17 protein-coding genes are annotated in these 23,230 nt (G+C 73.2%); 5 read left to right on the top strand and 12 right to left on the bottom strand.

The annotated features are described in order from the left end of the window. The 11 genes from ACH4UK_RS05070 to ACH4UK_RS05020 form a co-directional block, all read right to left on the bottom strand. Positions 1 to 2,820, bottom strand: a complete 2,820-nt coding sequence (locus tag ACH4UK_RS05070; RefSeq protein ID WP_398354577.1) for a tetratricopeptide repeat protein — start codon at positions 2,818 to 2,820, stop codon at positions 1 to 3. Continuing rightward, a complete protein-coding gene (locus ACH4UK_RS05065) occupies positions 2,817 to 4,169 on the bottom strand; it encodes a hypothetical protein (protein WP_398354576.1) in 1,353 nt (450 codons plus the stop codon). Before ACH4UK_RS05065 ends, ACH4UK_RS05070 begins: the two co-directional genes overlap by 4 nt. A gap of 108 nt (positions 4,170 to 4,277) precedes the next feature. Continuing rightward, positions 4,278 to 5,306 (bottom strand): glutamate ABC transporter substrate-binding protein, encoded by a 1,029-nt coding sequence (locus tag ACH4UK_RS05060; protein WP_398354575.1) that lies wholly within the window; start codon positions 5,304 to 5,306, stop codon positions 4,278 to 4,280. Between the two features lie 11 nt (positions 5,307 to 5,317). Continuing rightward, positions 5,318 to 6,706, bottom strand: coding sequence for a hypothetical protein (locus tag ACH4UK_RS05055; RefSeq protein ID WP_398354574.1), 1,389 nt, complete (start codon positions 6,704 to 6,706; stop codon positions 5,318 to 5,320). A 299-nt stretch (positions 6,707 to 7,005) separates the two neighbouring features. Beyond that, positions 7,006 to 7,980, bottom strand: a complete 975-nt coding sequence (locus tag ACH4UK_RS05050; protein ID WP_398354573.1) for an N-acetylglucosamine kinase — start codon at positions 7,978 to 7,980, stop codon at positions 7,006 to 7,008. Next, complete coding sequence (locus tag ACH4UK_RS05045) at positions 7,971 to 9,236, bottom strand: 6-phospho-beta-glucosidase (RefSeq protein ID WP_398354572.1); 1,266 nt, start codon at positions 9,234 to 9,236, stop codon at positions 7,971 to 7,973. The genes ACH4UK_RS05050 and ACH4UK_RS05045 overlap by 10 nt, the downstream gene beginning before the upstream one ends. Position 9,237: 1 nt before the next feature. Next, entirely contained in the window at positions 9,238 to 10,140 is a 903-nt protein-coding gene (locus ACH4UK_RS05040; RefSeq protein WP_398354571.1) for a carbohydrate ABC transporter permease, read from the bottom strand. Positions 10,141 to 10,143: 3 nt separating this feature from the next. Next, positions 10,144 to 11,085, bottom strand: a complete 942-nt coding sequence (locus ACH4UK_RS05035; protein ID WP_398354570.1) for a carbohydrate ABC transporter permease — start codon at positions 11,083 to 11,085, stop codon at positions 10,144 to 10,146. 7 nt (positions 11,086 to 11,092) lie between these two features. Then, positions 11,093 to 12,424, bottom strand: coding sequence for an ABC transporter substrate-binding protein (locus ACH4UK_RS05030; protein WP_398354569.1), 1,332 nt, complete (start codon positions 12,422 to 12,424; stop codon positions 11,093 to 11,095). A gap of 59 nt (positions 12,425 to 12,483) precedes the next feature. Further along, a complete protein-coding gene (locus ACH4UK_RS05025) occupies positions 12,484 to 13,716 on the bottom strand; it encodes an ROK family protein (protein ID WP_398354568.1) in 1,233 nt (410 codons plus the stop codon). 213 nt (positions 13,717 to 13,929) lie between these two features. Then, entirely contained in the window at positions 13,930 to 14,997 is a 1,068-nt protein-coding gene (locus ACH4UK_RS05020) for a mechanosensitive ion channel family protein (protein ID WP_398354567.1), read from the bottom strand. Between the two features lie 314 nt (positions 14,998 to 15,311). Here ACH4UK_RS05020 and ACH4UK_RS05015 point away from each other — a divergent pair, with 314 nt between their 5' ends. Then, complete coding sequence (locus tag ACH4UK_RS05015) at positions 15,312 to 15,848, top strand: HNH endonuclease (RefSeq protein ID WP_003969129.1); 537 nt, start codon at positions 15,312 to 15,314, stop codon at positions 15,846 to 15,848. Between the two features lie 40 nt (positions 15,849 to 15,888). Here ACH4UK_RS05015 and ACH4UK_RS05010 read toward each other — a convergent pair whose 3' ends face one another. Beyond that, positions 15,889 to 18,870: a beta-N-acetylglucosaminidase domain-containing protein gene (locus ACH4UK_RS05010; RefSeq protein WP_398354566.1), complete on the bottom strand. Its 2,982-nt coding sequence runs from the start codon at positions 18,868 to 18,870 to the stop codon at positions 15,889 to 15,891. Positions 18,871 to 19,225: 355 nt separating this feature from the next. Between ACH4UK_RS05010 and ACH4UK_RS05005 the strand changes: the two genes are divergently transcribed. The 4 genes from ACH4UK_RS05005 to ACH4UK_RS04990 all read left to right on the top strand — a co-directional run bounded on the left by ACH4UK_RS05005 (position 19,226) and on the right by ACH4UK_RS04990 (position 23,179). Continuing rightward, the gene (locus ACH4UK_RS05005; RefSeq protein WP_398354565.1) at positions 19,226 to 19,534 is read left to right on the top strand and encodes a hypothetical protein; all 309 of its coding nucleotides are present in this window, start codon (positions 19,226 to 19,228) and stop codon (positions 19,532 to 19,534) included. Continuing rightward, positions 19,535 to 21,907 (top strand): 4-alpha-glucanotransferase, encoded by a 2,373-nt coding sequence (gene malQ, locus ACH4UK_RS05000; protein WP_398354564.1) that lies wholly within the window; start codon positions 19,535 to 19,537, stop codon positions 21,905 to 21,907. Positions 21,908 to 21,945: 38 nt separating this feature from the next. Further along, positions 21,946 to 22,158, top strand: coding sequence for a hypothetical protein (locus ACH4UK_RS04995; RefSeq protein ID WP_075266432.1), 213 nt, complete (start codon positions 21,946 to 21,948; stop codon positions 22,156 to 22,158). A gap of 112 nt (positions 22,159 to 22,270) precedes the next feature. Beyond that, positions 22,271 to 23,179 (top strand): LysR family transcriptional regulator, encoded by a 909-nt coding sequence (locus tag ACH4UK_RS04990; RefSeq protein WP_398354563.1) that lies wholly within the window; start codon positions 22,271 to 22,273, stop codon positions 23,177 to 23,179. Positions 23,180 to 23,230 lie beyond the last annotated feature (51 nt).

The raw sequence follows: 23,230 nt of genomic DNA, 5'->3' as shown, positions 1-23,230 counted from the left end.
TCACACCCACGTCCGGGGGCGGAAACGGTTGGCCCGCTCCACCAGTTCGATCCTCTCGTCGCCCCGCTGCGCCAGCCGGGCGAGCATCCGGTACGAGCGCTCCAGCCCGAACCGCAGTCCCCGCTCGTCCAGTGCGACGCCGAGCAGTTTCGGTGCACCCTCGGACGCGGCAACCGAACCGCCCCGCGACGGAGCACCGGGACTACCGGAGAGTACCCAGTCCAGCGCCTTGCCCAGTACCTCCGTCGACAACTGCTCGTGACGCACCGGGTCCAGGCCGAAGGCGGCGAGCGCCGTCACCTGGATCCCGGCGGCCGTCAGGTCGACCAGGATCGGCTCGCGGTGCGAGCGCTCGCGCAGCCGGGCCCGGACGGCGGCGACCCGGGCCGCGGTGTAGTGGATCGAGGCCCCCGGCACCGACTCCAGGGTGGTCACCGCCCCGGCCCGCTCGCCGGCGGCGATCTGTACCCGGGCCAGGCCGAACGCGGCGCTGACGAAACCCGGATCGGTCGCCCACACCAGGCGGTAGTACTCCGCGGCGTTGTCCAGCTGGCCCAGCACCTCCGCGCAGATCCCGAGCGCCAGCTTGGGCGCCATCTCCCCGGGGAACGCGTCGTAGACCGCGTCGAAGGAGAGCGCGGCCGTCTCGTGGTCGCCGGTCACCAGCGAGGTGACGCCCCGATACCAGACGACCCGCCAGTCGTCCGGGTGTTCACCCTCCAGGGTGGTGAGCGCACGGGCGGCCGCGTCCAGATCCCGCATCTCCAGCCGGGCCCGCAGCTCCCGCAGCCGGGTCTCCAGCGAGGCGGCCGGCACCGCGTGCAGGGCCGTGATCAGCTCGGCCGGGGCGGCGGCCATCAGCCCGGCCAGGAAGCCCGCGTTCGGGTCCGTCGCGTCGACCCGGGGGACCGGCAGCGCCAGCGAGGTGGCCCGGGTGTCGAACAGGGCGAGCCGGACCCCCTCGGCGGTCGCCCCGAAGGGACCGTACGGGCCGGTCGGGACGTACGGTCCCGACGCGCCCGGGGCCGTCTCCGCCGCCCGGGGCGCGGGGACGGGGGCGTGCGCCGGGGGAGCGTAGGCGAGCGGGGCGGCGCCCTGCGCGGAGCCCCTCACGTGGGTCGGCGGCGCGGCCAGCGGCGCGGCCCCCGCGGGACCGGGCGGCTGCGCGCCCACCGGCAGCGCTCCGGCCACCGCGGCCGTCGCGGCCCCCGGCGCGACCGGCGCCGTGCTGCCGTGGGCCTGCCACGTGCCCCCCGCTACCGGAGCGCCGGGCAGCGGGCCTCCCCGGCCCTTGCGGCGGCCCAGGAGCCCGCGGAGCGCGGAGCCGGTGTCCCGGCGGCCCAGCCGTGAGACGTCGTCCGTCTGCCGGGCGAACAACTCCGTGTCGGTCACCCGCAGTTCCGCGCCGAACAGCGTCGACAGGGCAGGCCGCGGCCGGCCCGTCTGGAGCGCCACGACCTCCCGCAGCACCCCCGTCAGCTGCTCGGCCATCTCCGTGGCGGAGGCGAACCGCCGGGCCGGGTCCGGGTCGGTGGCCCGCACCAGCAGCCGGTAGAACGACTCGTAGGTGCGGAGCACCTCGACGGTGTCCGGGTCCGGCAGCGAGTCCACGAAGACGTTCGTGTACCCCTGGAAGTCGAAGGTGAGGACCGCCAGCGTCCGGGCCACCGTGTACAGGTCGGAGGCGACCGAGGGACCGAGCTCCGCGACCTCGGGGGCCTGGTAGCCGACCGTGCCGTAGATCGCCGACTCGTCGTCGTCCATCCGGCGCACCGCGCCCATGTCGATCAGCTTGAGCTGGTCCTCGGTCTGGATCGCGTTGTCGACCTTGAAGTCGCAGTAGAGGAGGTTGCGGCTGTGCAGATGGCCGAGCGCCTCCAGCGCCTCGATCCCGTACGCGCAGGCCTGCTCGACCGGCAGCGGATCGCGCTTCCCGGCCGGGGTGCGGCGCTCGTTGGCTATCTCCTTGAGCGCCTTGCCGCCGACGTACTCCATCACGATGTAGCCGTCGAGCGAGCCGGTCCGCTGGTCCAGGTGCTCGACGAAGTTGTAGATCCGCACGATGTTGGCGTGCTCGATCTCGGCGAGGAAGCGGCGCTCGGAGATCGCGGCGGCCATCGCATCCTGGTCGCCGGTGTCCAGCAGGCCCTTGAGGACCACCCAGCGGTCCGACACGGCCCGGTCCACCGCGAGATACACCCAGCCGAGCCCGCCGTGCGCCAGACAGCCCACGACCTCGTACTGGCCGTGCACGATGTCGCCGCCGCCCAGCTTCGGCACGAAGGAGTACGGGTGGCCGCACTTGGTGCAGAACCCCTCGGTGCGGCCCGGCCGCTCACCGCGCGAACGGCCCACCGGCGCACCGCAGTCCGAACGGGAGCAGAACCGCTTGCGCTCGGGCACCTCCGGGTTCTCCATCACCGCCGTACGCGGATCGGGCCGGGGCACGTCCGGAACCTCCACCAGGCCGACGCCGAGCCGCCCCCGGGCCGAGGTCGCCGACGTCGATCCGGAGGAGCGCACCGAGACCGAACGGGAGGTGGACGCCCCGGACAGCGAGCGGGAGAGCCGGCCGGAGACCGAGCGGCGCGAGGTCGAGGAACGGGACGAGGACCGTGCGGAGGCGCGGGAGGACGAGCGCTGCGAGGAGCTGTCCCGGCTGCTCGCCCGGCCGCCCCCGGCGATCCCGGTCGGCGGCGAACTGACCATGCCCGTCGGCGAGACGACCGGCGCCAGACCGCAGGTGTCGCAGTACAGCTCACCGCCGCCCATGTCCTCGTAGTTCCCCTCGCACGCGGGGCGCTGGCACTGCGTACTCATCGTGTCTCCCCCTGTTCGCCCGCGCCCCGCCGGTCCTGCGGTCCGTCGGGGCGGCGCGGCGTCACCATGTCCGCGACCGCGTGCTGGTAGCGCAGGACGGCCTGCTCGGCGACCCGCAGATCGCACGGCGCGCTCCACAGCATCCGGCGCGCCGCGTCGTACCGCTCGATCAGCATCGGGTCCTCCGCCAGGCCGTGCCGGCTCACCTTCGCCCGGTACGCGTCGAGCCGGCCGCGCAGCTCCGCCCGGATCGCCAGCGGGGCCGTCACCGAGGTCAACGACTCGCGGGCGCGCAGCAGTTCGTCCTCGGCCTCGCGCTCAAGCGACTCCAGGAGCGGCGAGAGCCGGTGCCACTGGGCGTACCTGCGGTGGTCCGAGGCGGCCGCCAGACGCTCCTGGAGGGCGGTCGGCGGTCCGCTGACCGCGGGCACCTCCGAGGCGGCGATCTTGGCCAGCACCTCGCCGCGCGCCGCCCGTGCCTCCGTCAGGGTCCGGTCGGCCCGCGAGAGCACGTCCCGCAGCCGCACCAGGCGCGCCTCGGCGTCCTGCCGGACCGCGAGCACCGCCTCGATCTCCCGCCGTACGTCCTCCAGGGCGCGGGCGGCCCGGTCGTAGCGCGAGGTGTCGGGGCGGCCGCCGCCGGGCGCGGCGCTGCCGGGTCCGGGCAGCCAGAACGCCAGCGGGTCGGAGATCACCTGCATCCGCAGCGTGGTGAGCTCCTCGGTGATCTCCGCCAGGTCGTCCCCGGCCGGATGCTCACCGGGCCGCACCCCCACGGAGTGCGCCAGCGAACGCGTCCGGTGCAGCTCGGCGGCGAGCAGGTCGATCCGGGCGGGCAGCGCCGACCAGACGGAGTCGGAGGCGACGACCATGTCCAGGGACCTGGCGTACAGCTCGTTCATCCGGGCGACCAGCTCCTGGAGCGAGAACCGCTCGGAGAGTCTGGCCGGACCGGCGACCGAAGGCGGCGGCACCGCGCCCGGGTTGGCGACGGTGACCGCCTCGCCGCGCAGCAGGTCGGTCAGCGCGGTGAGGTCCTCCCGGTTCGGGTGGCGGCGGCGCGCACGGATCTTCCGGGCCTCGGACAGGGCCCCCGCGTACGCGTCGAAGTATCCCCACAGCAGGGTGATCGACTGCTCGGTCGTGGCCCAGCGCTCCCGGGTGACGCCGGTCAGCTCGGCGCCCTCCAGGAGCCGGCGGCCGGCGTGGTCCTGGAGCGCGAGGAGCGAGGTCTCGATGGCCTCGTGCTCCGCACCGAGCCGGGCCAGCGCACGGTCTGCCTCCTCCCGGTCCATGGCCGGGCCGGGGGGCCTCCCCGCGAAGCTGGGGAAGGATCCCGCGACGCCCATCGATCACCTCTCCGCTCTCCCCGCCGGGCCGGTGGCCCGACGGGATCGGTCTGCTTCGGTCTGCTCCGGTCCGCCCGTCGCGGTCCCTGCGCGCACGGGGCTACGGGGTCAGTCGCCGCGGTACTTGGGGGCGGGCGGCCCCTTGATGCCGGGCAGTCCGGCCGCCAGCCAGTCGCGGTACGACGTCATCCAGGCGCTGCGGTCACCCCCCGCCCGGTAGTCGACGAGGATCTTGTTCACCCGGGCCACCAGGTCGTCGGAGCCCTTCTTCGTCGCGACGCCGTAGTACTCGGTGGTGAACGGGGCCTTCCCCTTGAGCTCCACCGCCGGGTCCTGCGCCGCCTGACCGGCCGCCAGGGCGTTGTCCGTGACGATCGCGTCGACCTCGCCGAGCTGGAGCCGCACCAGGCAGTCCAGCTGGTTGGGGACGGTCAGCAGGTCCCGGTCGCGCTCGGTGCCCTCGAAGTCGTCCTTGTAGAACGCCCCGTAGGCCTCCTGCTCCAGCGCCTCGTACGCGGTGGAGCCCTCGGCCGAGCAGACCCGCTTGCCCTTCAGCGACGCGTCGTAGCCGGTGATCGTCGACTCCTTCGGGGCGAGCACCTGCTGCCCGGCCTGGAAGTAGGCGGTGGAGAAGGAGACCTGCTCCAACCGCTTGCAGTTGATCGTCATCGTCCGTACGACGACGTCGACCCGGTCGCTCTCCAGGGCGGCGATGCGCTGGTTGGTGGGGATGGCCCGGAAGATCACCGCGTCCGGGTCGCCCAGGACGTCCTGGGCGATGGCCCGCACCAGGTCGATGTCGAAGCCTTCGAGCTCACGGGTCTCCGGATTGCGGTAGCCCCAGCGGAAGCTGTTCTGGTCGACGCCCGCGACCAGCTTGCCGCGCTTCTTGATCTTGTCGATGTTGGGTCCGTCCTCGCCGGAGGCGGGCAGGCTGGCCTCCGGCTCGGTGCACGCCTCGGCCCGCGTCCGGTCGGCCGCGACCGCCCCGCCGCCCCGGACGTCCGCCCCGTCGCCGTGGTGGGCCAGCGGCAGCAGGGTGACCGCGGCGGTGACCGCGCACGCCACCGCCATCCCCGTCACGCCACCCCAGCCGCGCAGGCCGCCGCGTGCGGGCCGGTCCTTCGCCCTGCTCATCGCTGCCCCTCTCACCGGTACTCCGAGAGCCTGCGGTTGACCCCGACGATCACGGCGGCGGCCCCCAGGACCGCCAGGGCCGCGGCCCCGATCGGCAGACCCCGCAGGGCCCCGCGGCCGCCCTTCGCCGCCGCGGTGAACTCGCCCTGCTCATGGGCGAGCGCCTTCTTCAGAGCGGCGTCCACCTGCTGGAAGGACTGCCCGGTGGACTCCTCGGTGCCGATGATCTGCTTCAGGGCGCCGTCGTAGTCGCCGCGGTCGTCCGTGGCGCGGGCCTCGCGGTGGCGGACCTGCCACTGGGCCACGCCGTCCGCCGCCCTGACCACCGGCGCGCTTCCGCTCTCGTCGTCGGAGAGCTGCTCGGCCTTCTCCAACTGGGCGTTCAACGCCTTCATGCCCGTGGTGTAGTCCGCCTCGTACTGGTCGGCGGAGCCGTCGGGGGTCAGCACCGCGCCGCGCGCCACCAGGGTGAGGTTCTCGTTGGCGCGTGCCTTCAGGGAGCTGATCCGCGCGTCGTTGAGCACGTCCAGGGACGCCTGGCCGTGCACCATCGCCGACCGCAGCTCCGCGCGGGCCACCGCGTGCCCCACCGCCAGCCAGAGCACCACCACCGAGGCGGCGGCCGTCGCCGCCAGCAGCCCGTGGTTCAGCACCCGGTTCGTCCGGCGGTAGGTGCGCCGCTGCATCCAGGCCAGGGCGCCGAGCACCAGGATCCCGGCGCCGAGCGACAGCAGGGGCCACTGCCGGGCGTCGGAGGAGTCCGTCGCCAGCCGGCCCGTCTCCGCCGCGTACAGCCGCTCGGCGGCCGGCAGCATCTCGCCGGTCATCTTCTGGTTCGCGTACCGGAGATAGGCGCCGCCCAGCGGGAGACCCTGGCGGTTGTTGGCGCGGGCGCGCTCGATCAGGCCCGTGTAGACCGGGAGCAGCTTGTTGAGGGTGGTGATCTCGCGGCTGGAGGCACTGTCGGACTCGGTGCTCCCCGAGGCCTTCACCAGCAGCCGCGCCGCCTCCTCGATGTCCTTCCGATACTGCTGGTGCACGGCCTGCGGTTCCTGGGCGCCGGCGAGGAACCCACTGGCCGCCGTCGTGTCCGCGTCCGCCAGGAAGCGGTAGATGTCCGCCGCGTCGGCGCTGAGCGGCTGGCTGCGGCTGACCACGTCGTCGGCGGCGGAGGCCCGTTGCGAGGTCTCCAGCGTGGTCACCGCGCCGAACGCCACGACCAGCAGGGCCAGGACGGCCCCGATGATCTGGAGCCGGCCGGGCTCGGTCGTCGCCACGGCGCGCAGGCGCCGCGCCCCCACGGCCCACGTGGCGCGGCGCTGCGCGGGTACGCCGGCGGGCGCGGACGGCGGGTCCGGCGTGTGCAGCGTCTGCGAGCCGCCGCTCGGCGGGTGTGTCACTCGACCTCCCCCTCGGTCACTGACGGCGGGTCCCCGTCCCCGGCCCAAGGACGCGCGTCCGTCCCCGCATTCGATCAGTGCGGACGCGGCCGATCAAGGCAACCGGTGCAACGTGCCCGGATACATCCCCATAAGCGAACGGACTTCCCATCAGGTACACGTTCCAGGAGCCCGATCGGTTCCCTCGCGTCTCTCGTACGCCAGGCGTTCACCCGTACGAGAGACGTCCCCCCACGCGCATCGCGTGAGGGGACGCCCCCCGACCTACGGAGTGCTCCGCCCCTGGGACGTACCGCCCCTCAGGCGTACTGCGCGCGCAGCCTCCGGTGGACCTCCGGCGCCGCGCCCGTGCGGTCCAGGCCCAGCAGCGCCGCGCCCAGCACCGGCGGCTCGGACACGACGCGCGCCTCGGCCTTCGGCGCGCGGGCCGCCAGGAGTTCGGCGATCCTGCCGTTCAGCCGCGGATGGCGCGCGGCCAGCACACTGCCGCCCAGCAGCACCGGAACCTCCTCCTCCAGCAGACCGAGCCGGGTCAGCGCGACCGAGGCCATCGCCACCACCTCCTCGGCCAGCCGCTCCACCAGCGCGGCCGCCACCGGGTCCCCGCCGGCGGCCGTGGCGAACAGCACCGGCGTCAGCTCGTGCCGCCGCTCCAGCGGGATCCCGCCCCGGTGCAGCGCCTCGATGAGTCCGTACATCGAGGTGAGCCCGAAGTGGCCCGGCAGCGCGCGGACCAGCTCGGTCGGCTCGCCGCGCCCGTCCTCGGCGCGCGCGGCGCACCACAGCGCCTCCTCCGCGAGCCCCGAACCGCCGCCCCAGTCACCGGATATCCGCCCGATGGCGGGGAAGCGCGCGGTCCGCCCGTCCGGGGTCATGCCCACGCAGTTGATCCCGGCCCCGCACACCACCGCAACGCCCCGGGGCTCGTCCACCCCGGCGCGCAGGATCGCGAAGGTGTCGTTGCGCACCTCCACCGAGGAGCCCCACCCGCGGGCCTCCAGGGCGGCGGTCAACTCGGCCTCCTCGACCGGCAGATCGGCGTTGGCCAGGCACGCGGAGACATGGCCGGTCGCGGCGGGCGGCGCAGGCAGTCCCGCGACCGCCCGCTCCAGGGCGGCGGCCAGCACGTCGATCGCCGCCCCCATCCCGACCACGGGCGGCTGGAAGCCGCCGCCGCGCGCCGTGGACAGCACGGTGCCGTCCTCGCCGATCAGCGCCACGTCGGTCTTGCTGTTGCCCGCGTCGATGGCGACGACCGACACGTTCACGCCCACGCCAGGTGCTCCCGGTTGTGCGCGATCAGCCGGTCGGTGAGGCCCTCGGCGTACTCGAACTGGCCGATCAGCGGGTGGGCGAGGAGCGCCTTGAAGACCCGGTCCCGGCCGCCGCGCAGCGCGGCTTCCAGGGCGAGGTCCTCGTACGCCGTCACGTTCGCGATCAGACCGGCGTACAGCGGGTCCAGCGCCGGGACGGCCAGCGGCGTCGCGCCGTCGTGCCCGACCCGGGCCTGGACCTCGATCACCGCGTCGTCCGGGAGGAACGGGAGCGTCCCGTTGTTGTACGTGTTGACCACCTGGACCGGGGAGCCGCCGTTGCCCAGCAGGGAGGCCGCCAGATCCACGGCCGCCTCGGAGTAGAACGCGCCGCCGCGCTTGGCGAGCAGCGCGGGCTTCTCGTCCAGCGCCGGGTCCCCGTACATCGCGAGCAGCTCCTTCTCCATCGCCGCGACCTCGGCGGCCCGGGACGGCTTGGTGCCGAGCTCCCTGACCACCTCGTCGTGGGCGTAGAAGTAGCGCAGGTAGTAGGAGGGGACGACCCCGAGCCGGTCCACGAGTCGACGGGGCATGCGGAGGTCGTCGGCGATGGCGTCGCCGTGCTCCGCGAGCAGCCTGGGCAGGACGTTCTCGCCGTCCGGGCCGCCCAGGCGCACGCCCAGCTCCCAGCTCAGGTGGTTGAGCCCGACATGGTCGAGGTGCACCTCGGAGGGGTTCACGTCCAGCAGCCGGGCGAACTTCCGCTGGAAGCCGATCGCCACGTTGCACAGGCCGACGGCCTTGTGGCCGGCCTGGAGCAGGGCGCGGGTGACGATGCCGACCGGGTTGGTGAAGTCGATGATCCAGGCGTCCGGGTTGGCGCGGCGGACCCGCTCGGCGATGTCCAGGACGACCGGCACGGTGCGCAGCGCCTTGGCGAGGCCGCCGGCGCCGGTGGTCTCCTGGCCGACGCAGCCGCACTCCAGCGGCCAGGTCTCGTCCTGGTCGCGCGCGGCCTGTCCGCCGACGCGCAGCTGGAGCAGGACGGCGTCGGCGTCGGCGACGCCCGCGTCGAGGTCGGAGGTGGTCGTGATCCTCCCGGCGTGGTCCTGCTTGGCGAAGATCCGCCGGGCGAGCCCTCCGACCAGGTCCAGGCGGTCGGCCGCCGGATCGACGAGCACCAGCTCCTCGATCGGCAGCGTGTCCCGCAGCCGGGCGAATCCGTCGATCAGTTCAGGGGTGTAGGTGGACCCGCCACCCACTACTGCGAGCTTCATGTCAGCCCTTTACTCCGGTCAGTGTGACGCCCTCGACGAATGCCTTCTGGGCAAAGAAGAAGACGGCGATCACGGGGGCCATGACCAGAACGGTCGCGGCCATGGTCAGGTTCCAGTCGGTGTGGTGCGCGCCCTTGAAGGATTCCAGGCCGTAACTGAGCGTCCAGGCGGCCGGGTTCTCGGAGGCGTAGATCTGTGGTCCGAAGTAGTCGTTCCAGGCGGCGAAGAACTGGAAGAGGGCGATGGCCGCGATGCCCGGCTTGGCCATCGGCAGGACGACCTTCATCAGCGTGCGGAACTCGCCGCAGCCGTCGACCTTCGCGGCGTCCAGGTACTCGTTGGGGATGGTCAGCAGGAACTGCCGCAGCAGGAAGATGGAGAACGCGTCGCCGAAGGCCATCGGGATGATCAGCGGCCACAAGGTGCCCGACAGGTCCATCTGCTTCGCCCAGAACAGGTACATCGGGATGATGACGACCTGCGGCGGCAGCATCATCATCGAGATGACGAGCATCAGCGACAGCCTGCGGCCCCGGAAGCGGAACTTCGCCAGCGCGTACGCCACGGGGACGGACGAGACGACCGTGAGGACGGTGCCGACGCCCGCGTACAGCAGGGTGTTGCGCCACCAGGTCAGAAAGCCCGGGGTGTTGAAGACCCGCTCGTAGTTGCCCCACTCCCAGGTGTTCGGGGTGAGGTCGCGGGTCAGTGCCTGCTGGTCGCTCATCAGCGAGGTCAGCACCACGAAGACGAACGGCAGCACGAAGAAGAGCGCGGCGGCGATCCCGAGCGAGTGCACGGCGATCCAGTGCAGCAGCGCCTTGCGCCGGGCGGTGCGTGCGGCGGGGGTCCGCGAGGAGTTCTTCCCGGGCGCGGCGGCGGTCTGGTCGAGGAGTGGGGTCATGGCTCAGTCACCGGCCTGGATCAGGTTGTTGCGGCCCCGCATCAGCAGCGCGGTGAAGGCCATGGCCAGGGCGAACAGGACGAGGGCGACGACACAGGCGGCGCCGTAGTCGAAGCGCTGGAAGCCCAGGTTGTAGACGAGCTGCGGGAGCGTCAGTGTCGACTTGTCGGGATAGCCGGGTTCGAAGGACTGGCCGGAGCCGCCGATGACCCCGGAGGCGACCTTTCCGGCCACGAGTGGCTGCGTGTAGTACTGCATCGCCTGGATCACGCCCGTCACCACGGCGAACAGCACGATCGGCGAGATGTTCGGCAGCGTCACGAAGCGGAACTTCTGCCAGGCGGACGCGCCGTCGAGCTCGGCCGCCTCGTACTGCTCGGTCGGCACGTCCAGCAGCGAGGCCATGAAGATGACCATCAGGTCCCCGATGCCCCAGACCGCGAGCATGGTGAGCGCCGGCTTGGACCAGTCGGCGTCGTTGAACCAGCCGGGCGTCGGCAGCCCCAGGTCCCCGAGGATCGCGTTCACCGGCCCGGTGCCGGGGTTGAGCAGGAAGACGAAGGCGAGCGTCGCGGCGACCGGCGGCGCCAGATAGGGCAGGTAGAACAGGGTCCGGAAGACCCCGGTCCCCGTCTTGATCTTCGTGATGAGCATCCCGACGCCGAGGCCGAAGACGACCCGGCAGGTGACCATGACGAGCACCAGCCACAGGGTGTTGCGCAGCGAGGGCCAGAACATCGGGTAGTCGCTGAAGACATAGGTCCAGTTGGTCAGCCCGTTGAAGACCGGCGCCCCGAAGCCGTCGTACTGGGTGAAGGAGAAGTAGACGGTCGAGATCATCGGGTAGACGAAGAAGACCGAGAACCCGATCAGCCACGGCGACATGAAGGCCGCCGTGCGCAGCGCCGACCTGCGGCGCTTCGAGCGGAGCGTGTGCGTCGTCATCGGATGGCTACTTCGCCTTGGCGATGTCGGTGTCGATCTGCCGGGCGGTCTTCTCCAGACCGGCCTGCAGGTCCTTCACCGCGCCCTTCTCGTACTGGTAGCCGAAGTCCTGGAGCGTCTGCTGGTACGTCGACCCGTTGACGGCCCCGTCGGGGGTGTTGGACTTGGGGTGCTGGGCGATGTCCAGGAAGGTCTTGAAGCGCGGGTCGAACTTCAGGTCGGGGGACTTCAGCGCCTCGAAGGTGGAGGGCACATTGCGGATGCCGTTGGCGAAGCCGACGACCGCCTCTGTGTCGCTGGTCATGAACTCGACGAGCTTCCAGGCGGCGTTCTGCTTCGTGCTGGCCGGGGCGATGCCCACGATGGTGCCGGAGAGGAAGCCCTTGCCGTAGCTGTCGGCCTCGTCGTCGGCGACGGGCATCGGCGCCACGCCGATCTCGAAGCCGGGATCGGTGTCCTCGGCCATCCCGAGCCGCCACTCGCCGTCCAGCTGCATGGCGACCTGACCGGTGTGGAACGGGTGCTTGGCGCCCCACTCGTCACCGAAGGTGCCGCGGTACTTCTCCAGCTTGTCGTAGCCGCCGAGGTCCTCGACGAGCTTCTTCTGGTACGTGAACATCTCCGCGAACGCCGGGTCCTTGGCGATGTTGGACTTGCCGTTCTCGTCGAAGTACGTGTGGTCCCACGAGGACAGGTAGTGGTCGGCGACGGTCTCGTAGCCGTGGAAGGTCGGCATGAAGCCGAGCTGCTCGTAGCTGTCGCCCTTCTCCACCGTCAGCTTCTTGGCGACGCTCGCCAGCTCCGACATGGTCTTCGGCGGCGCGGTGATCCCGGCCTTCTCGAAGGCGTCCTTGTTGTAGTAGAGGCCGTAGGCGTCCGTGAGCAGCGGCAGGGCGCAGCGCTCGCCCTCGAACTGGGTGTAGTCGAGGAGGACCTTCGGGAAGGTCTTCTCCAGGTCGAGCTTCGACTTCTCGATGAACGGCTTCAGATCCGCGAACGCGCCGGACGAGCAGAACTTGCCGACGTTGGCGGTGGTGAAGGAGGAGACCACGTCGGGCCCGTTCGAACCGCCCGCGCGCAGCGCCTGGTTGAGCTTGTCGTCGTTGATGTTGCCGGAGACCTTCACCGTGATGTTCGGGTGGGCCTTCTCGAACCGGTCGATGTTGTCCTGGACCGCCTTCACCTCGGCGGGCGCGCTCCAGCCGTGCCAGAAGTTGATCGTGGTCTTCGCGTCGGGGTCGTCGGAGGCGCCGGCCTCGGACTGGCCGGTACACGCGGTGGCGAGCACCGATATCGCGGCGACGGCGACAGCGGTGGTGGTGAGACGGCTTGTGCGCATGACAAAACTCCCAGGGACGGGGAAGAGGCAGACGGCGGGGAACGGGGGAGAGGCGTGGTTCAGCGCGAGGTGTCGAACACTTCGTCGCGGGTGTCGGCGAGCGCCCTCTCCAGGGCGCCGCGCAGAACGGGGGTGCGGTCGATCTCGCCGACGACGAGCCGCGGCCGGGAGGCGGCGAGCTCGGCCAGCTCGGACTGGATCAGGGAGCGCAGGATCTCGCCGCCGGCGGCGACCCCGCCGCCGGAGAGCACGATCAGCCCGGGGTCCAGGACGGCGGTGACGGAGGCGAGCCCGGTGGCGAGCCGCTGGGCGTACTGGCGCAGCAGCTCGGTGAGCGCCTCGTCCCGCTCGTACGCGTCGGCCGCCCGCGCCAGCAGTTCGGCGGCGACCTTCGCGTACGGCTGCTGCGGGGTGTCGATGCCGAGCGCCTTCGCGAGCCGGGGCACCGCCTGGGCGCCCGCCAGCTCCTGGAAGCCGCCGCTGTTGGCCTTGACGACCTGGCGCACCAGGGGGGTGCCCGGCACCGGCAGGAAGCCGACCTCGCCCGCGCCGCCGGTGAAGCCGCGGTGCAGCCGGCCGTTGATGACGAGGGCGGCGCCGAGGCCCTCCTCGTTCCACAGCAGCACGAAGTCCTCGTGGCCGCGGGCCGCGCCCAGGCGCTGCTCGGCGACGGCGACCAGGTTGACGTCGTTCTCGTACTCGACCGGCATCGGCAGGAACGCGGCCAGCTCGTCCAGCAGGGTGGCGGAGTGCCAGCCGGGCAGGTGCGAGGCGTACCGCAGCCGTCCGGTGCCCGGGTCGAAGGCGCCCGGGGTGCCGATGACGATCCGGTGGATGTCGGCGCGGGTGAGCCCGGCGTCCTTCGCCGCCCCGTCCAGCGCGTCGGCGACCTGCCGCACCACACTGTCGGCGCGCCGGCCCGGGGTCGCGAGCTCGAACTGCCCGACGGTCTGCCCGGTCACGTCCGCGACGGCGGCGACGATGCGCCGCCCGTTCACGTCGAGCCCGGCGACATGGGCGGCCCGCGCGTTCACCGTGTAGAGCTGCGCGTTGGGCCCCGGACGCCCCTCGCTGGTCCCGGTGGCGACGACGAGACCGGCCGCCTCCAGCCGGGCCAGCAGCTGGGACGCGGTCGGCTTGGAGAGGCCGGTCAGCTTCCCGATCCGGGTCCGGGAGAGCGGCCCGTGCTCCAGCAGCAGATCGAGGGCGGCCCGGTCGTTCATGGCCCGCAGCACCCGGGGGGTGCCCGGAGTGCCGGGTGCGCCGGGTGAGCCCGGAGTGGTTCCCGCCATCGTGGATGCACCGCCCTCTGTGAGGAACTCCGAAGAAGCTCCGGGACACTCTGTTAGGAAAGTTTCCTATTCGGTTGAGAGGACCGTAGGACGCAGGTCACCGGGGCGTCAATGGGTGCCCCCCGTCCGGCAATCAAAGTGTTACCTGGCACGGCGACGCCCCCGGTCGCCGTCCTGGGGTCCAGGGGGCGGCCGGGGGCGTCGCGGCGGGGGCTACTTGCTCAGGTTCGTCGGCGGCGGTATCGGCGTCGCCGCCAGCGACTGCGGGGAGGTCGCCGAGGCGTACGCCGAGGGGGCCGCCATCGCGGCCGTCGGGTCCGCCGCCGACTCGCCCTCCGCCTGGAGCGGGATCGCGCCGATCATGCGGATGCCCGCGTCGTCCAGCGCCTGCTTGATGCGCCAGCGCAGCTCGCGCTCCACGCCCACCGACTTGCCCGGCATGGTCTTCGCGGTCACCCGGACCGTCATCGACTCCAGCAGGACCGCGTCCAGGCCGAGCACCTCCACCGGGCCCCACAGCCGCTCCGACCAGGGCTCTTCCTTCGTCATCGTGTCGGCGGCGGTGGCGATCGCCTCACGGACGTGCTCCAGCTTCTCCGTCGGGCGCACGGTGACGTCGACCCCGGCCGTGGACCAGCCCTGGCTGAGGTTGCCGATCCGCTTCACCTCGCCGTTGCGGACGTACCAGATCTCGCCGTTGTCGCCGCGCAGCTTGGTGACGCGCAGGCCCACCTCGATGACCTCGCCGGACGCCACCCCCGCGTCGATGGTGTCCCCGACCCCGTACTGGTCCTCGAGGATCATGAAGACGCCGGAGAGGAAGTCCGTGACCAGGTTGCGGGCGCCGAAACCGAGCGCGACACCGGCGACCCCGGCGGAGGCGAGGAGTGGCGCCAAGTTGATCTTGAAGGCGCCCAGGATCATCAGGGCGGCCGTGCCCATGATCACGAACGAGGCCACCGAACGCAGTACCGAGCCGATCGCCTCGGAGCGCTGGCGTCTGCGCTCGGCGTTCACCAGCAGCCCGCCCAGCGCGGTGCCCTCCACCGCCTGGGCGCTGCGGTTCATCCGCTCGATCAGGTTGGTCAGGGCACGCCGGATCAGATAGCGCAGCGTGACGGCGACCGCCACGATCAGCAGGATCCGCAGTCCGGTGCTGAGCCAGGTGGACCAGTTCTCCTCGACCCAGCCCGCGGCGTTCCCGGCCTGCTCGGCGGCTTCGTCCAGCGAGCCGCCCGGCTCGGGAGACGGGGCTGCGGCCAACAGGGCGGACAGGGACACGACAGGGACCTCCAGGGGGACGACGGCTGGTCAACCACACTAACGAAGCCGGGGGAGTGGATCGTTGCCGTCGCGGGAGGAGAGACAGGTCTCACCGGGAACACCTTGGCTGTGGCCGATCGCACAGCGCGGACGGCCGCCCAGGTGAAACACCTGTTCGCCGCCGCGGAACGGCGCGCGGAGCCCGGGGTGAGAAAAATCCTCCCGGCCCGTTACCCGTACGTGGTGGCGCTTTGACCAGGCATGAGGAGAGACTGAGATCGGATCGTCCCGGCGCGAGCCACGCGCCGCCGGCGTACAAGGAGGCATCCACCGTGCCGCACGTCCTGGTTCTCAACGCGTCGTACGAGCCGCTCGGCGTCGTGCCGCTCCGCCGCGCGCTCGTCCTCGTCCTGGAAAACAAGGCCATCTGCCTGGAGGAGTCCGGCTCCTTCCTGCACAGTGCCACCCGAGCCGTGCCCGCTCCCAGCGTGGTCCGGCTCAAGCGATTCGTCCGGGTCCCCTACCGGGGGCCCGTGCCCCTGACGAGGCGGGCTCTGTTCGCCCGGGACGGTGGGCGCTGCATGTACTGCGGGGCCGCCGCGACCAGCGTCGACCACGTCATCCCGCGCAGCCGGGGCGGACAGCACGCTTGGGACAACGTGGTGGCGGCCTGCCGCCGCTGCAACCACGTCAAGGCCGACCGCCATCTGCCCGAGCTGGGCTGGCGACTGCGCCACCAGCCCGCCCCGCCGACCGGCCTGGCCTGGCGGATCATCGGGACCGGACACCGGGACCCGCGCTGGCTGCCGTACTTGCAACCGTTCGGCGCGGACGACGTGATGGCCCGGATCGACGGCGTGTCCGCCTGAGACCGGGCCTTCGTCGTCCCCGGGACCCTGCTCGTACGGGTCAGTCGTCCGCGACCGCGTACGCCTCCACCGACCACAGCGAGTAGCCGTACTGCGTCGCCCGGCCGTCCCCCTGCACCCGGATGAACCGGGTGTCCTTCGCGTCCATCCGGACCGACTCGCGCCCGCCCCGGCTCTCCGCCACGGTCGCGGCGGTGCGCCAGACACGGCCGTCGGCCGAGACCTGTATGCGGTAGCGCGAGGCGTACGCGTCCTGCCAGCTCAGCACCACCTGGCCCAGGCGCACCGGCTGCGGCAGCTCGGTCTGCCACCAGGCCCCGTCCTCCACCGGTGAGGACCACCGGGTCTCCGGATCGCCGTCCGAGGCCGCCGAGGCGGGGAAGTCCGCGGTCTCGTCGCCCGACGACGAGGCCTTCGCCGTACGCGCCAGATCCGGGCCCCCCGTACGCGGGAAGGCCCGCACGGTCAGCGTGGACTCCTGGCCGCCGAAGGTCAGCGGCACCTCGTACTCGCCCGCCGGGGTGTCCGCCGGCACGGTGATGTCCACGGGCACCTCTGTCCGCGATCCGCGCGGCACGGTCGTCTGCTTCGGGACCCGCACCTCGATGCCCTCGGGCGCCTTCGCGGTGAGCCTGCCCTTCACCTCGACCGGACGCCGCCCGGCCAGCCGCGCCGCGACCCGCTGGGGCTCGCCGCCGATCTCCGCGTCCGTCTCGCCGCGCGTCAGGTCGAGCGTGGCGGCGGGCTCGTCCCCGAACCACGGCACCAGGGCCCGCATCCGGGGAGCCCCCGCCACGATGGCGGGGGAGGGCGGCAGGGTGGGGCTCAGATACGAGGGCGGGGCGGTCCGGGCGGCCTCCGGCACGGTGACCCGTACGGCGTCCGCCCGCAGCCCCTTCGCGGCGGTCTGGGTCCAGCCGCTCGGCGACAGCTGCCCCAGAGCCCGCCAGCCCTCACCGGGCACATGGGCCTCCACGACCGCGCCGGCGAGCTCGGAGCCCGGCTCGGCGAGCGCCGTGACGGCCTCCACCGGGCGGGCCCCGTCCAGCCGGACCGTATAGCTGTGGGCGTCCTGCGTGACCCGCCCCGAGGCGCGGTCGGTGCCGTTCCACCCGGCGGACGCCTTCGCCGCCCGGTCCAGGAACGGGTCCAGCACCCCCTTGCCGACCGTGGCCCGGCTCGCCCTGATCTCCTCGCGCAGCGGCTCCAGGGCCAGCTGGGCGCGCCAGGCGGCGGAGCCGTCCCCGGCGGCCTGGGCCTGGAGCAGGTCCACCGCGAGCTCACCGGCTCGGCCGTAGCGGGCCAACTGCTCGGTCCAGGGGCGCACCTCGGCGGTCAGCCGGCCCTCCGCGGGGGTCTTCAGCCGCTCGGGGGCCTGCCGCATCACCGAGAACGCCGAGCGCAGCTCGCCCGCCGCCCGGTCGCGCCGGGAGGCGTCCGCGCGGGAGTTCCAGAACGCCTCGAACAGGGGCTGGAGATAGGCGGACTCCTCCGCGCCGAGCACCGAGCCCGCGCTGTTGCCGGCCAGCGCGAGCAGCGCGTCCCGGGCGCCCGCGTCCCCGCCCGCCAGATCCTCGATCGCCGCCCGCCAGGACTCGTCCGGGCGGTACCCCTTCGGGTTCCACGCGAAGTCGGCGGCGGTGAACAGCGGGATCCGGGAGGCGGACGACTGCTCCATCGCATTGGCCAGCAGCGCCGCCGAACCGCTCGCCACCGCCGGGTCCCGGCCGGTGTACGGACCGAGGAAGATCCGGTCCTGGGCGTAGTCGTTGACCGGATAGTTGTCCATCGTCACCAGCGGGTGGCGGAACGCGGCGCGCGCCCCGGCCAGTTCGCCGCCGGTGATCTTCTTCGGCACCACCCCGACACCGGTCCAGGCCACCTGCACCCGGCCGTCCAGCTCGGCCGCCAGCGCGGTGCGGTAGTCGGTGGACCCGTCCTGGTAGAACTCCGTCGGCAGCACGGACAGCGGGGCCGCGTCCGGGTGGCGCTCCTCCAGGTGCCGGGCGAGTGCGCCCGCGACCCGGGCCTGGGCGCGGGCGGCCGCCTTCGGACCGTTGCCGAAGGTCTCCGCGTCCAGATCGCAGTGCCACTCGCTGTAGCTGACGTCCTGGAACTGGAGCTGGAAGACCCGGACGCCCAGCGCCCACATGGCGTCGGCCTTCTTCGTCAGCGCCCGGACGTCCTGGTCGGAGGCCATGCACATCGCCTGACCCGGCGAGACGGCCCAGCCCAGCGTGACGTGCTCGGCGCGCGCCCGCTCCGCCAGCGCCCGGAAGTCGGCGCGCTTGTCGGCCGGATACGGCTCGCGCCAGCGCGCCAGCCGGTAGGGGTCGTCGCCCGCCGCGTAGAGATAGCGGTTCTGCTTGGTGCGGCCCATGAAGGCGATCTGGTCGAGCCGCTCCTCGCGGGTCCACGGCTGTCCGTAGAAGCCCTCGGCCATGCCGCGTACGGCGGTTCCCGGCCAGTCCCGTACGGTCACCCCGGCCACCGAGCCGTCGGCGACCAGTTGGCGCAGGGTCTGGACGGCGTGGAAGAGGCCGTCCCCGCCGAGCCCGTCCAGTGCGACGGTGGCGCGTCCGGCGACCTGGCCGACCGCGATCCGGTAGCCGCCCGAGGGCAGATCGGCCCGGTCGGGAGCGCGCAGCGCCCGCAGCGCCTCGCCGGCTCCCGTGCCGCCGAGGCGGACCACGGGCCCGCGGCCCGGCAGGCTCTCGTGCAGGGTCCCGACGCCCGCTCCGCGCAGCAGCGAGCGCGCCTGCTCGACGGCGTAGGGGTCGGCGTCCGGTGCGGCGACGAGCGTGGCCTCGGAGCCCAGCGGCACGGCCGGACCGGTGGCCTTCATGCTCTGCGGCCGGGGCCACACGGACGGCGGCCGCGTGCTGTCGGCGGCATCGGCGGCGGGCCGGCCGGGATCGGCGGGCGCGGCCGTCGCGGCCGGAGCGACGGAGACGGATCCGAGGAGTCCGCCGATCACGGCGACGGCGACGGCCGTCGCCTGCTTTCTGCGCCCGATCCGCACGTCGCACTCCCCTTCGTACGTACCCACTGCCCGTACCGGCTGCCGCGTCGGCCGCGGTCGGCCCGCGGGCGGGCGATACCCGGCGAGGTCCGAGCCCACCACCCGCGCGCGAGGGTGTCAATGCGCACGGCCGTTCTGCCCTGATTGCCGGGAATGGCGGCACCTTCGAGCCCCGTGGGGCTGGCGTGACGGCCGGGAGTGGCTGAAAGGGACCCCTACCTGCCGTATGGGGGAACGGAATGTGACCCAGGGCACGTTGGGCTCGTTGTCATAACGCCTGCATCACGTCCACGCCTGCCTTCGCGAGGCCTGGGTAGGTCTGCTGTGTCCTGTTCTCCATGGCCAGGAGGCCACCATGCCCGCCGCCGCGCAGCTTCTGCTCTCCGCCCTCTCCAAACAGGTACCCGCCCAGGCCGATTCCGGGCCGCTGACCAGTGAGCTTCCCCTTGCCGATGTCGTCCACCTGATCAGCGGGCCGCCGCTCGCCGATGTCTTCCCGCTCGGTGAATCCTCGTTCGCCGATTCCGCGCCGCTGACCAGCGAGCCGCCGCTCGCCGATGCCACCCCTCTCACGAGCGAGCCTCCGCTCGCCGCCGTCGCCCCTCTGACCAGCGAGCCGACCGCACCCGGCACCGCAGGGGGCATGGAGTTCCCAGGAGTCTGAATGGGCTTGTCCCGGCTCGCCGCACTGCACGGTGTCGCCACCTCCTACTCCCCGTCGCCGGATGTCACGGTGTCCGTCCCCGACGACACGGTCATCGCCGTGCTCGCCGCGCTGGGCGTCGACGCCGGCACTCCGGCGGACGTACGGAAGTGCCTCGCCGCCGCGGAGTCCCGCTCGCGCCTGCTGCCGCCGACCGTGGTGGTCTGGGCCGGCGAGCCCCTGCCGCCCGCCCTGGCCGGGCTGCCCCCCGGCTCGACCGTCACGGTCGAGCCGGAGCCGTCCCAGGCCCCGGGACACCCCTCGGGCCGCCCGCCCACCCCGCTGAGCATGCGGGCACGGGCGGCGGCCCCTGCCCGGCCGGTGCCGCCCCCGGGCCTTGTGCCGTCCCCGGGTGACGCCGCCCCGGATTCCGCGCCGCCCCCGGGTGACGCCGCCGCCGCGCCTGCGGTGCCGCCTTCGGACGCCACCGCCCCGGCTTCCGTGCCGCCCCCGGGTGACGCGGCCCCGGCTTCCGTCCCGCCCCCGGGCAACGCCGCCCCGGGTCCCGTGCCGTCCTCGCGGCCCGCTGGTGCGGATCCGGACGGCCCGGCGGCCCTCCCCGGCTGGTGGACCCCGCCCCCCTACGGCGTCCACCGCATCCATGTCCGGACGCCGGACCACCGCCGCACCACCGCCACCCTCGTCGCCGCCCCGGCCCGGGTCCCGCAGCCGCCCGAGCGGTCCCACGGCTTCCTGGTGCAGCTCTACTCCCTGCTCTCCGCCCGCTCCTGGGGCATGGGCGACCTCGGTGACCTGGCCGACCTCGCCGGCTGGGCCGGGCGCACCCTCGGCTCCGGGTTCATCCAGGTCAACCCGCTGCACGCGGCCGTGCCGGGAAGCCCCACCGACCCGTCGCCGTACCGCCCCTCATCGCGCCGCTTCCCCGACCCGGTGCACCTGCACGTCGAGTCGATCCCCGAATACGGCCACGTCCGCGACCGGGCCACCCTGGAGGACCTCCGGCAGGGCGCCGCCGCGCTGAGCGAGGCCGTGCTGAACAAGGGCGCGCTCATCGACCGGGACGCCGTGTGGGAGCTGAAGCGCCAGGCCCTGGAGCTGGTCGTCGAGGTGCCCCTCAGCCCCGGCCGCCGCGCCGCCTACTGCGACTTCCTGGCCGAGCAGGGCCAGGCGCTGGAGGACCACGCCCTGTGGTGCGCGCTCGCCGAGGTCCACGGCCCCGACTGGCACGCCTGGCCCGAGGCCCTGCGCGACCCCCGCTCCCCGGGGACCGCCCGCGCCCGTTCCGAACTGCTGGACCGGGTGGACTTCCACTGCCGCCTCGCCTGGCTGACCGCCGCCCAGCTCGCCGCCGCCCAGCGGACCGCCGAGGACGCCGGGATGACCGTCGGGATCGTCCACGACCTCGCCGTCGGCGTGCACCCGGCCGGCGCCGACACCTGGGCCCAGCAGGAGGCCTTCGCCCACGGCATGTCGGTCGGCGCGCCCCCCGACGCCTTCAACGCGCGCGGTCAGGACTGGGGCCTGCCGCCCTGGCGCCCCGACGTCCTAGCCGCCACCGGTTTCGCCGCCTACCGAGGCCTCCTGCGCGGCCTGCTGTCCCATGCCGGGGCCCTGCGCATCGACCACGTCATGGGCCTCTTCCGGCTCTGGTGGGTGCCCGAGGGCCGCCCGCCCACCGACGGCGCCTACGTCGCCCAGGACGCCGAGGCGATGCTCGCCGTCCTCGTCCTGGAGGCCCACCGGGCCCGGACCGTCGTCGTCGGCGAGGACCTCGGCACCGTCGAGCCCGGGGTCCGCGAGGCGCTCGCCCGGCGCGGTGTGCTCGGCACCTCGGTGCTCTGGTTCGAGCGCGACTGGGACGGCGACGGCCGGCCGCTCGCCCCGGAGAAGTGGCGGCGGGACTGCCTGGCCACCGCCACCACCCACGATCTGCCCTCCACCGCCGCCCGGCTGACCGGCGACCATGTGACGCTGCGCCACCGGCTCGGCCTGCTCACCCGCTCCCTGGAGGAGGAGCTGACCGAGGACGCCACCGACACCGCCGAGTGGCTCGCCCTGCTCGCCCGGCTGCGGATGCTCCCCGAGGGCGACGGCGACGAGGAGGCCGCCGTCCGGGCCGTCCACCGCTTCCTGCTCCGCACCCCCGCCCGGATGACCGGTGTCTGGCTCCCCGACACCGTCGGCGACCGCCGCCCGCAGAACCTCCCCGGCACCTGGGACCAGTACCCCAACTGGCGCCTCCCGATCGCCGACGCCGAGGGTCACCCGGTCACCCTGGAGGAGATCACCGCCTCCCCCCGGCTCCAGGCGCTGATGGACGTCCTGCGGTCCCGGAAGCCCCGTACGGCACCCCCGGGCGAGCGTCGTCCCTAGGCGTTCGCTACGTTGGCACCGTGGACAAGAAGAACGCTATGCGCGCCGGCGTCGTTGCGGCCGGGACGACGCTGATGATGCTGCTCATGTCGGCCCCGGCGCTCGCGCTGACGCCCGACGACGGTGACGACCCGGCTCCGCGCCTGAGCGCGATCGAGACCATCGGTCTCTATGTCGTCGCGCCCATCGCCCTGTTCGTGGTGATCACGGTCCTGGTCATGGTCCTGGACAAGTCCAAGAAGCAGGTCTGACCCGCACACGTACGAAGGGTGCGCCGCCGGTAGGAGCTACCGCGCGGCGCATCCGTGCGTCCGGCCCCGGACGGGCCCGCCGCCGCGAGGGCCGGGGCGGTAGGTTGCGCCCATGACCGAGTGGGACGTCAAGAAGCTCCGCATCCTGCGCACCCTGCGCGACCGGGGCACCGTGACGGCGACCGCCGAGGCGCTCCTGATGACCCCCTCCGCGGTCTCCCAGCAGCTCACCAACCTGGCCCGGCAGCTGGGGGTGGACCTCCTGGAGGCCCAGGGCCGCCGGGTCCGCCTCACCGACGCCGCCCATCTCGTCCTGCGCCACGCCGAGGCGGTCTTCGCCCAGTTGGAGCGGGCGGAGGCCGAACTGACCGGCTATCTGCGCGGCGAGGCAGGCGAGGTCAGGGTCGGAGCCTTCTCCACCGCCGTGCCCGCCCTCGTCGTGCCCGCCGTCCGGCTGCTGCGCGCCGAGGACCGTCCGGGACCCGACGTCCGCGTACGGGAGGCCGAGGCCGCCCAGGCGTACGAGCTGCTCACCGCGGGCGAGGTGGACCTGGCCCTGTCGCTGGCCGCCCACGCGCCCACCGCCCGCGACCCCCGCTTCAGCCTCTTCCCGCTGTTCGCCGACCCCCTGGACGTGGCGCTCCCGGCGGACCATCCGCTGGCCGGCGCGCCCGCCCTGCGCCTCGCGGACCTGGCCGCCGACCGCTGGATCTTCGGCGGCTCGGGGCCCTGGTCCGAGATCACCACCGCCGCCTGCGAGGCGGCGGGCTTCGTCCCCGAGCAGGCCCACAGCGCCGCCGGCTGGACCGCGATCCTGGCCCTGGTCGAGGCGGGCATGGGCGTCGCGCTGGTGCCCCGGATGGCCGCCCGGGAGCGCCGTGAGGGCGTGGTGATGCGGGTGCTGGAGGCGGACCGGCCGCGCCGCCATGTGGTGGCGGCGGTCCGGCACGGGGCGGCGAGCGGCCCCGCGGTGGCCCGGGTCCTCGCGGCTCTCACCAGCGTCGCCCGATCGTTCAGCTGAGCTGAACGATATCTGCGAAAACTTTCGATGGACCTGATGGGTTCGGTGGCG

The sequence above is a fragment of the Streptomyces sp. NPDC020884 genome, assembly GCF_044333935.1.
In the GTDB taxonomy this organism is placed as follows: domain Bacteria; phylum Actinomycetota; class Actinomycetes; order Streptomycetales; family Streptomycetaceae; genus Streptomyces.
This window is presented reverse-complemented; position numbering and strand designations above follow the sequence as displayed.

Excerpts from the sequence above, each read along its gene's own strand:
- ACH4UK_RS05070 (WP_398354577.1), bottom strand. The coding sequence starts at position 2,820 with ATGAGTACGCAGTGCCAGCGCCCCGCGTGCGAGGGGAACTACGAGGAC.
- malQ (WP_398354564.1), top strand. The coding sequence starts at position 19,535 with ATGGGCTTGTCCCGGCTCGCCGCACTGCACGGTGTCGCCACCTCCTAC.
- ACH4UK_RS05065 (WP_398354576.1), bottom strand. The coding sequence starts at position 4,169 with ATGGGCGTCGCGGGATCCTTCCCCAGCTTCGCGGGGAGGCCCCCCGGC.
- ACH4UK_RS05040 (WP_398354571.1), bottom strand. The coding sequence starts at position 10,140 with ATGACCCCACTCCTCGACCAGACCGCCGCCGCGCCCGGGAAGAACTCC.
- ACH4UK_RS04995 (WP_075266432.1), top strand. The coding sequence starts at position 21,946 with ATGCGCGCCGGCGTCGTTGCGGCCGGGACGACGCTGATGATGCTGCTC.
- ACH4UK_RS05045 (WP_398354572.1), bottom strand. The coding sequence starts at position 9,236 with ATGAAGCTCGCAGTAGTGGGTGGCGGGTCCACCTACACCCCTGAACTG.
- ACH4UK_RS05005 (WP_398354565.1), top strand. The coding sequence starts at position 19,226 with ATGCCCGCCGCCGCGCAGCTTCTGCTCTCCGCCCTCTCCAAACAGGTA.
- ACH4UK_RS05035 (WP_398354570.1), bottom strand. The coding sequence starts at position 11,085 with ATGACGACGCACACGCTCCGCTCGAAGCGCCGCAGGTCGGCGCTGCGC.
- ACH4UK_RS04990 (WP_398354563.1), top strand. The coding sequence starts at position 22,271 with ATGACCGAGTGGGACGTCAAGAAGCTCCGCATCCTGCGCACCCTGCGC.
- ACH4UK_RS05060 (WP_398354575.1), bottom strand. The coding sequence starts at position 5,306 with ATGAGCAGGGCGAAGGACCGGCCCGCACGCGGCGGCCTGCGCGGCTGG.
- ACH4UK_RS05030 (WP_398354569.1), bottom strand. The coding sequence starts at position 12,424 with ATGCGCACAAGCCGTCTCACCACCACCGCTGTCGCCGTCGCCGCGATA.
- ACH4UK_RS05025 (WP_398354568.1), bottom strand. The coding sequence starts at position 13,716 with ATGGCGGGAACCACTCCGGGCTCACCCGGCGCACCCGGCACTCCGGGC.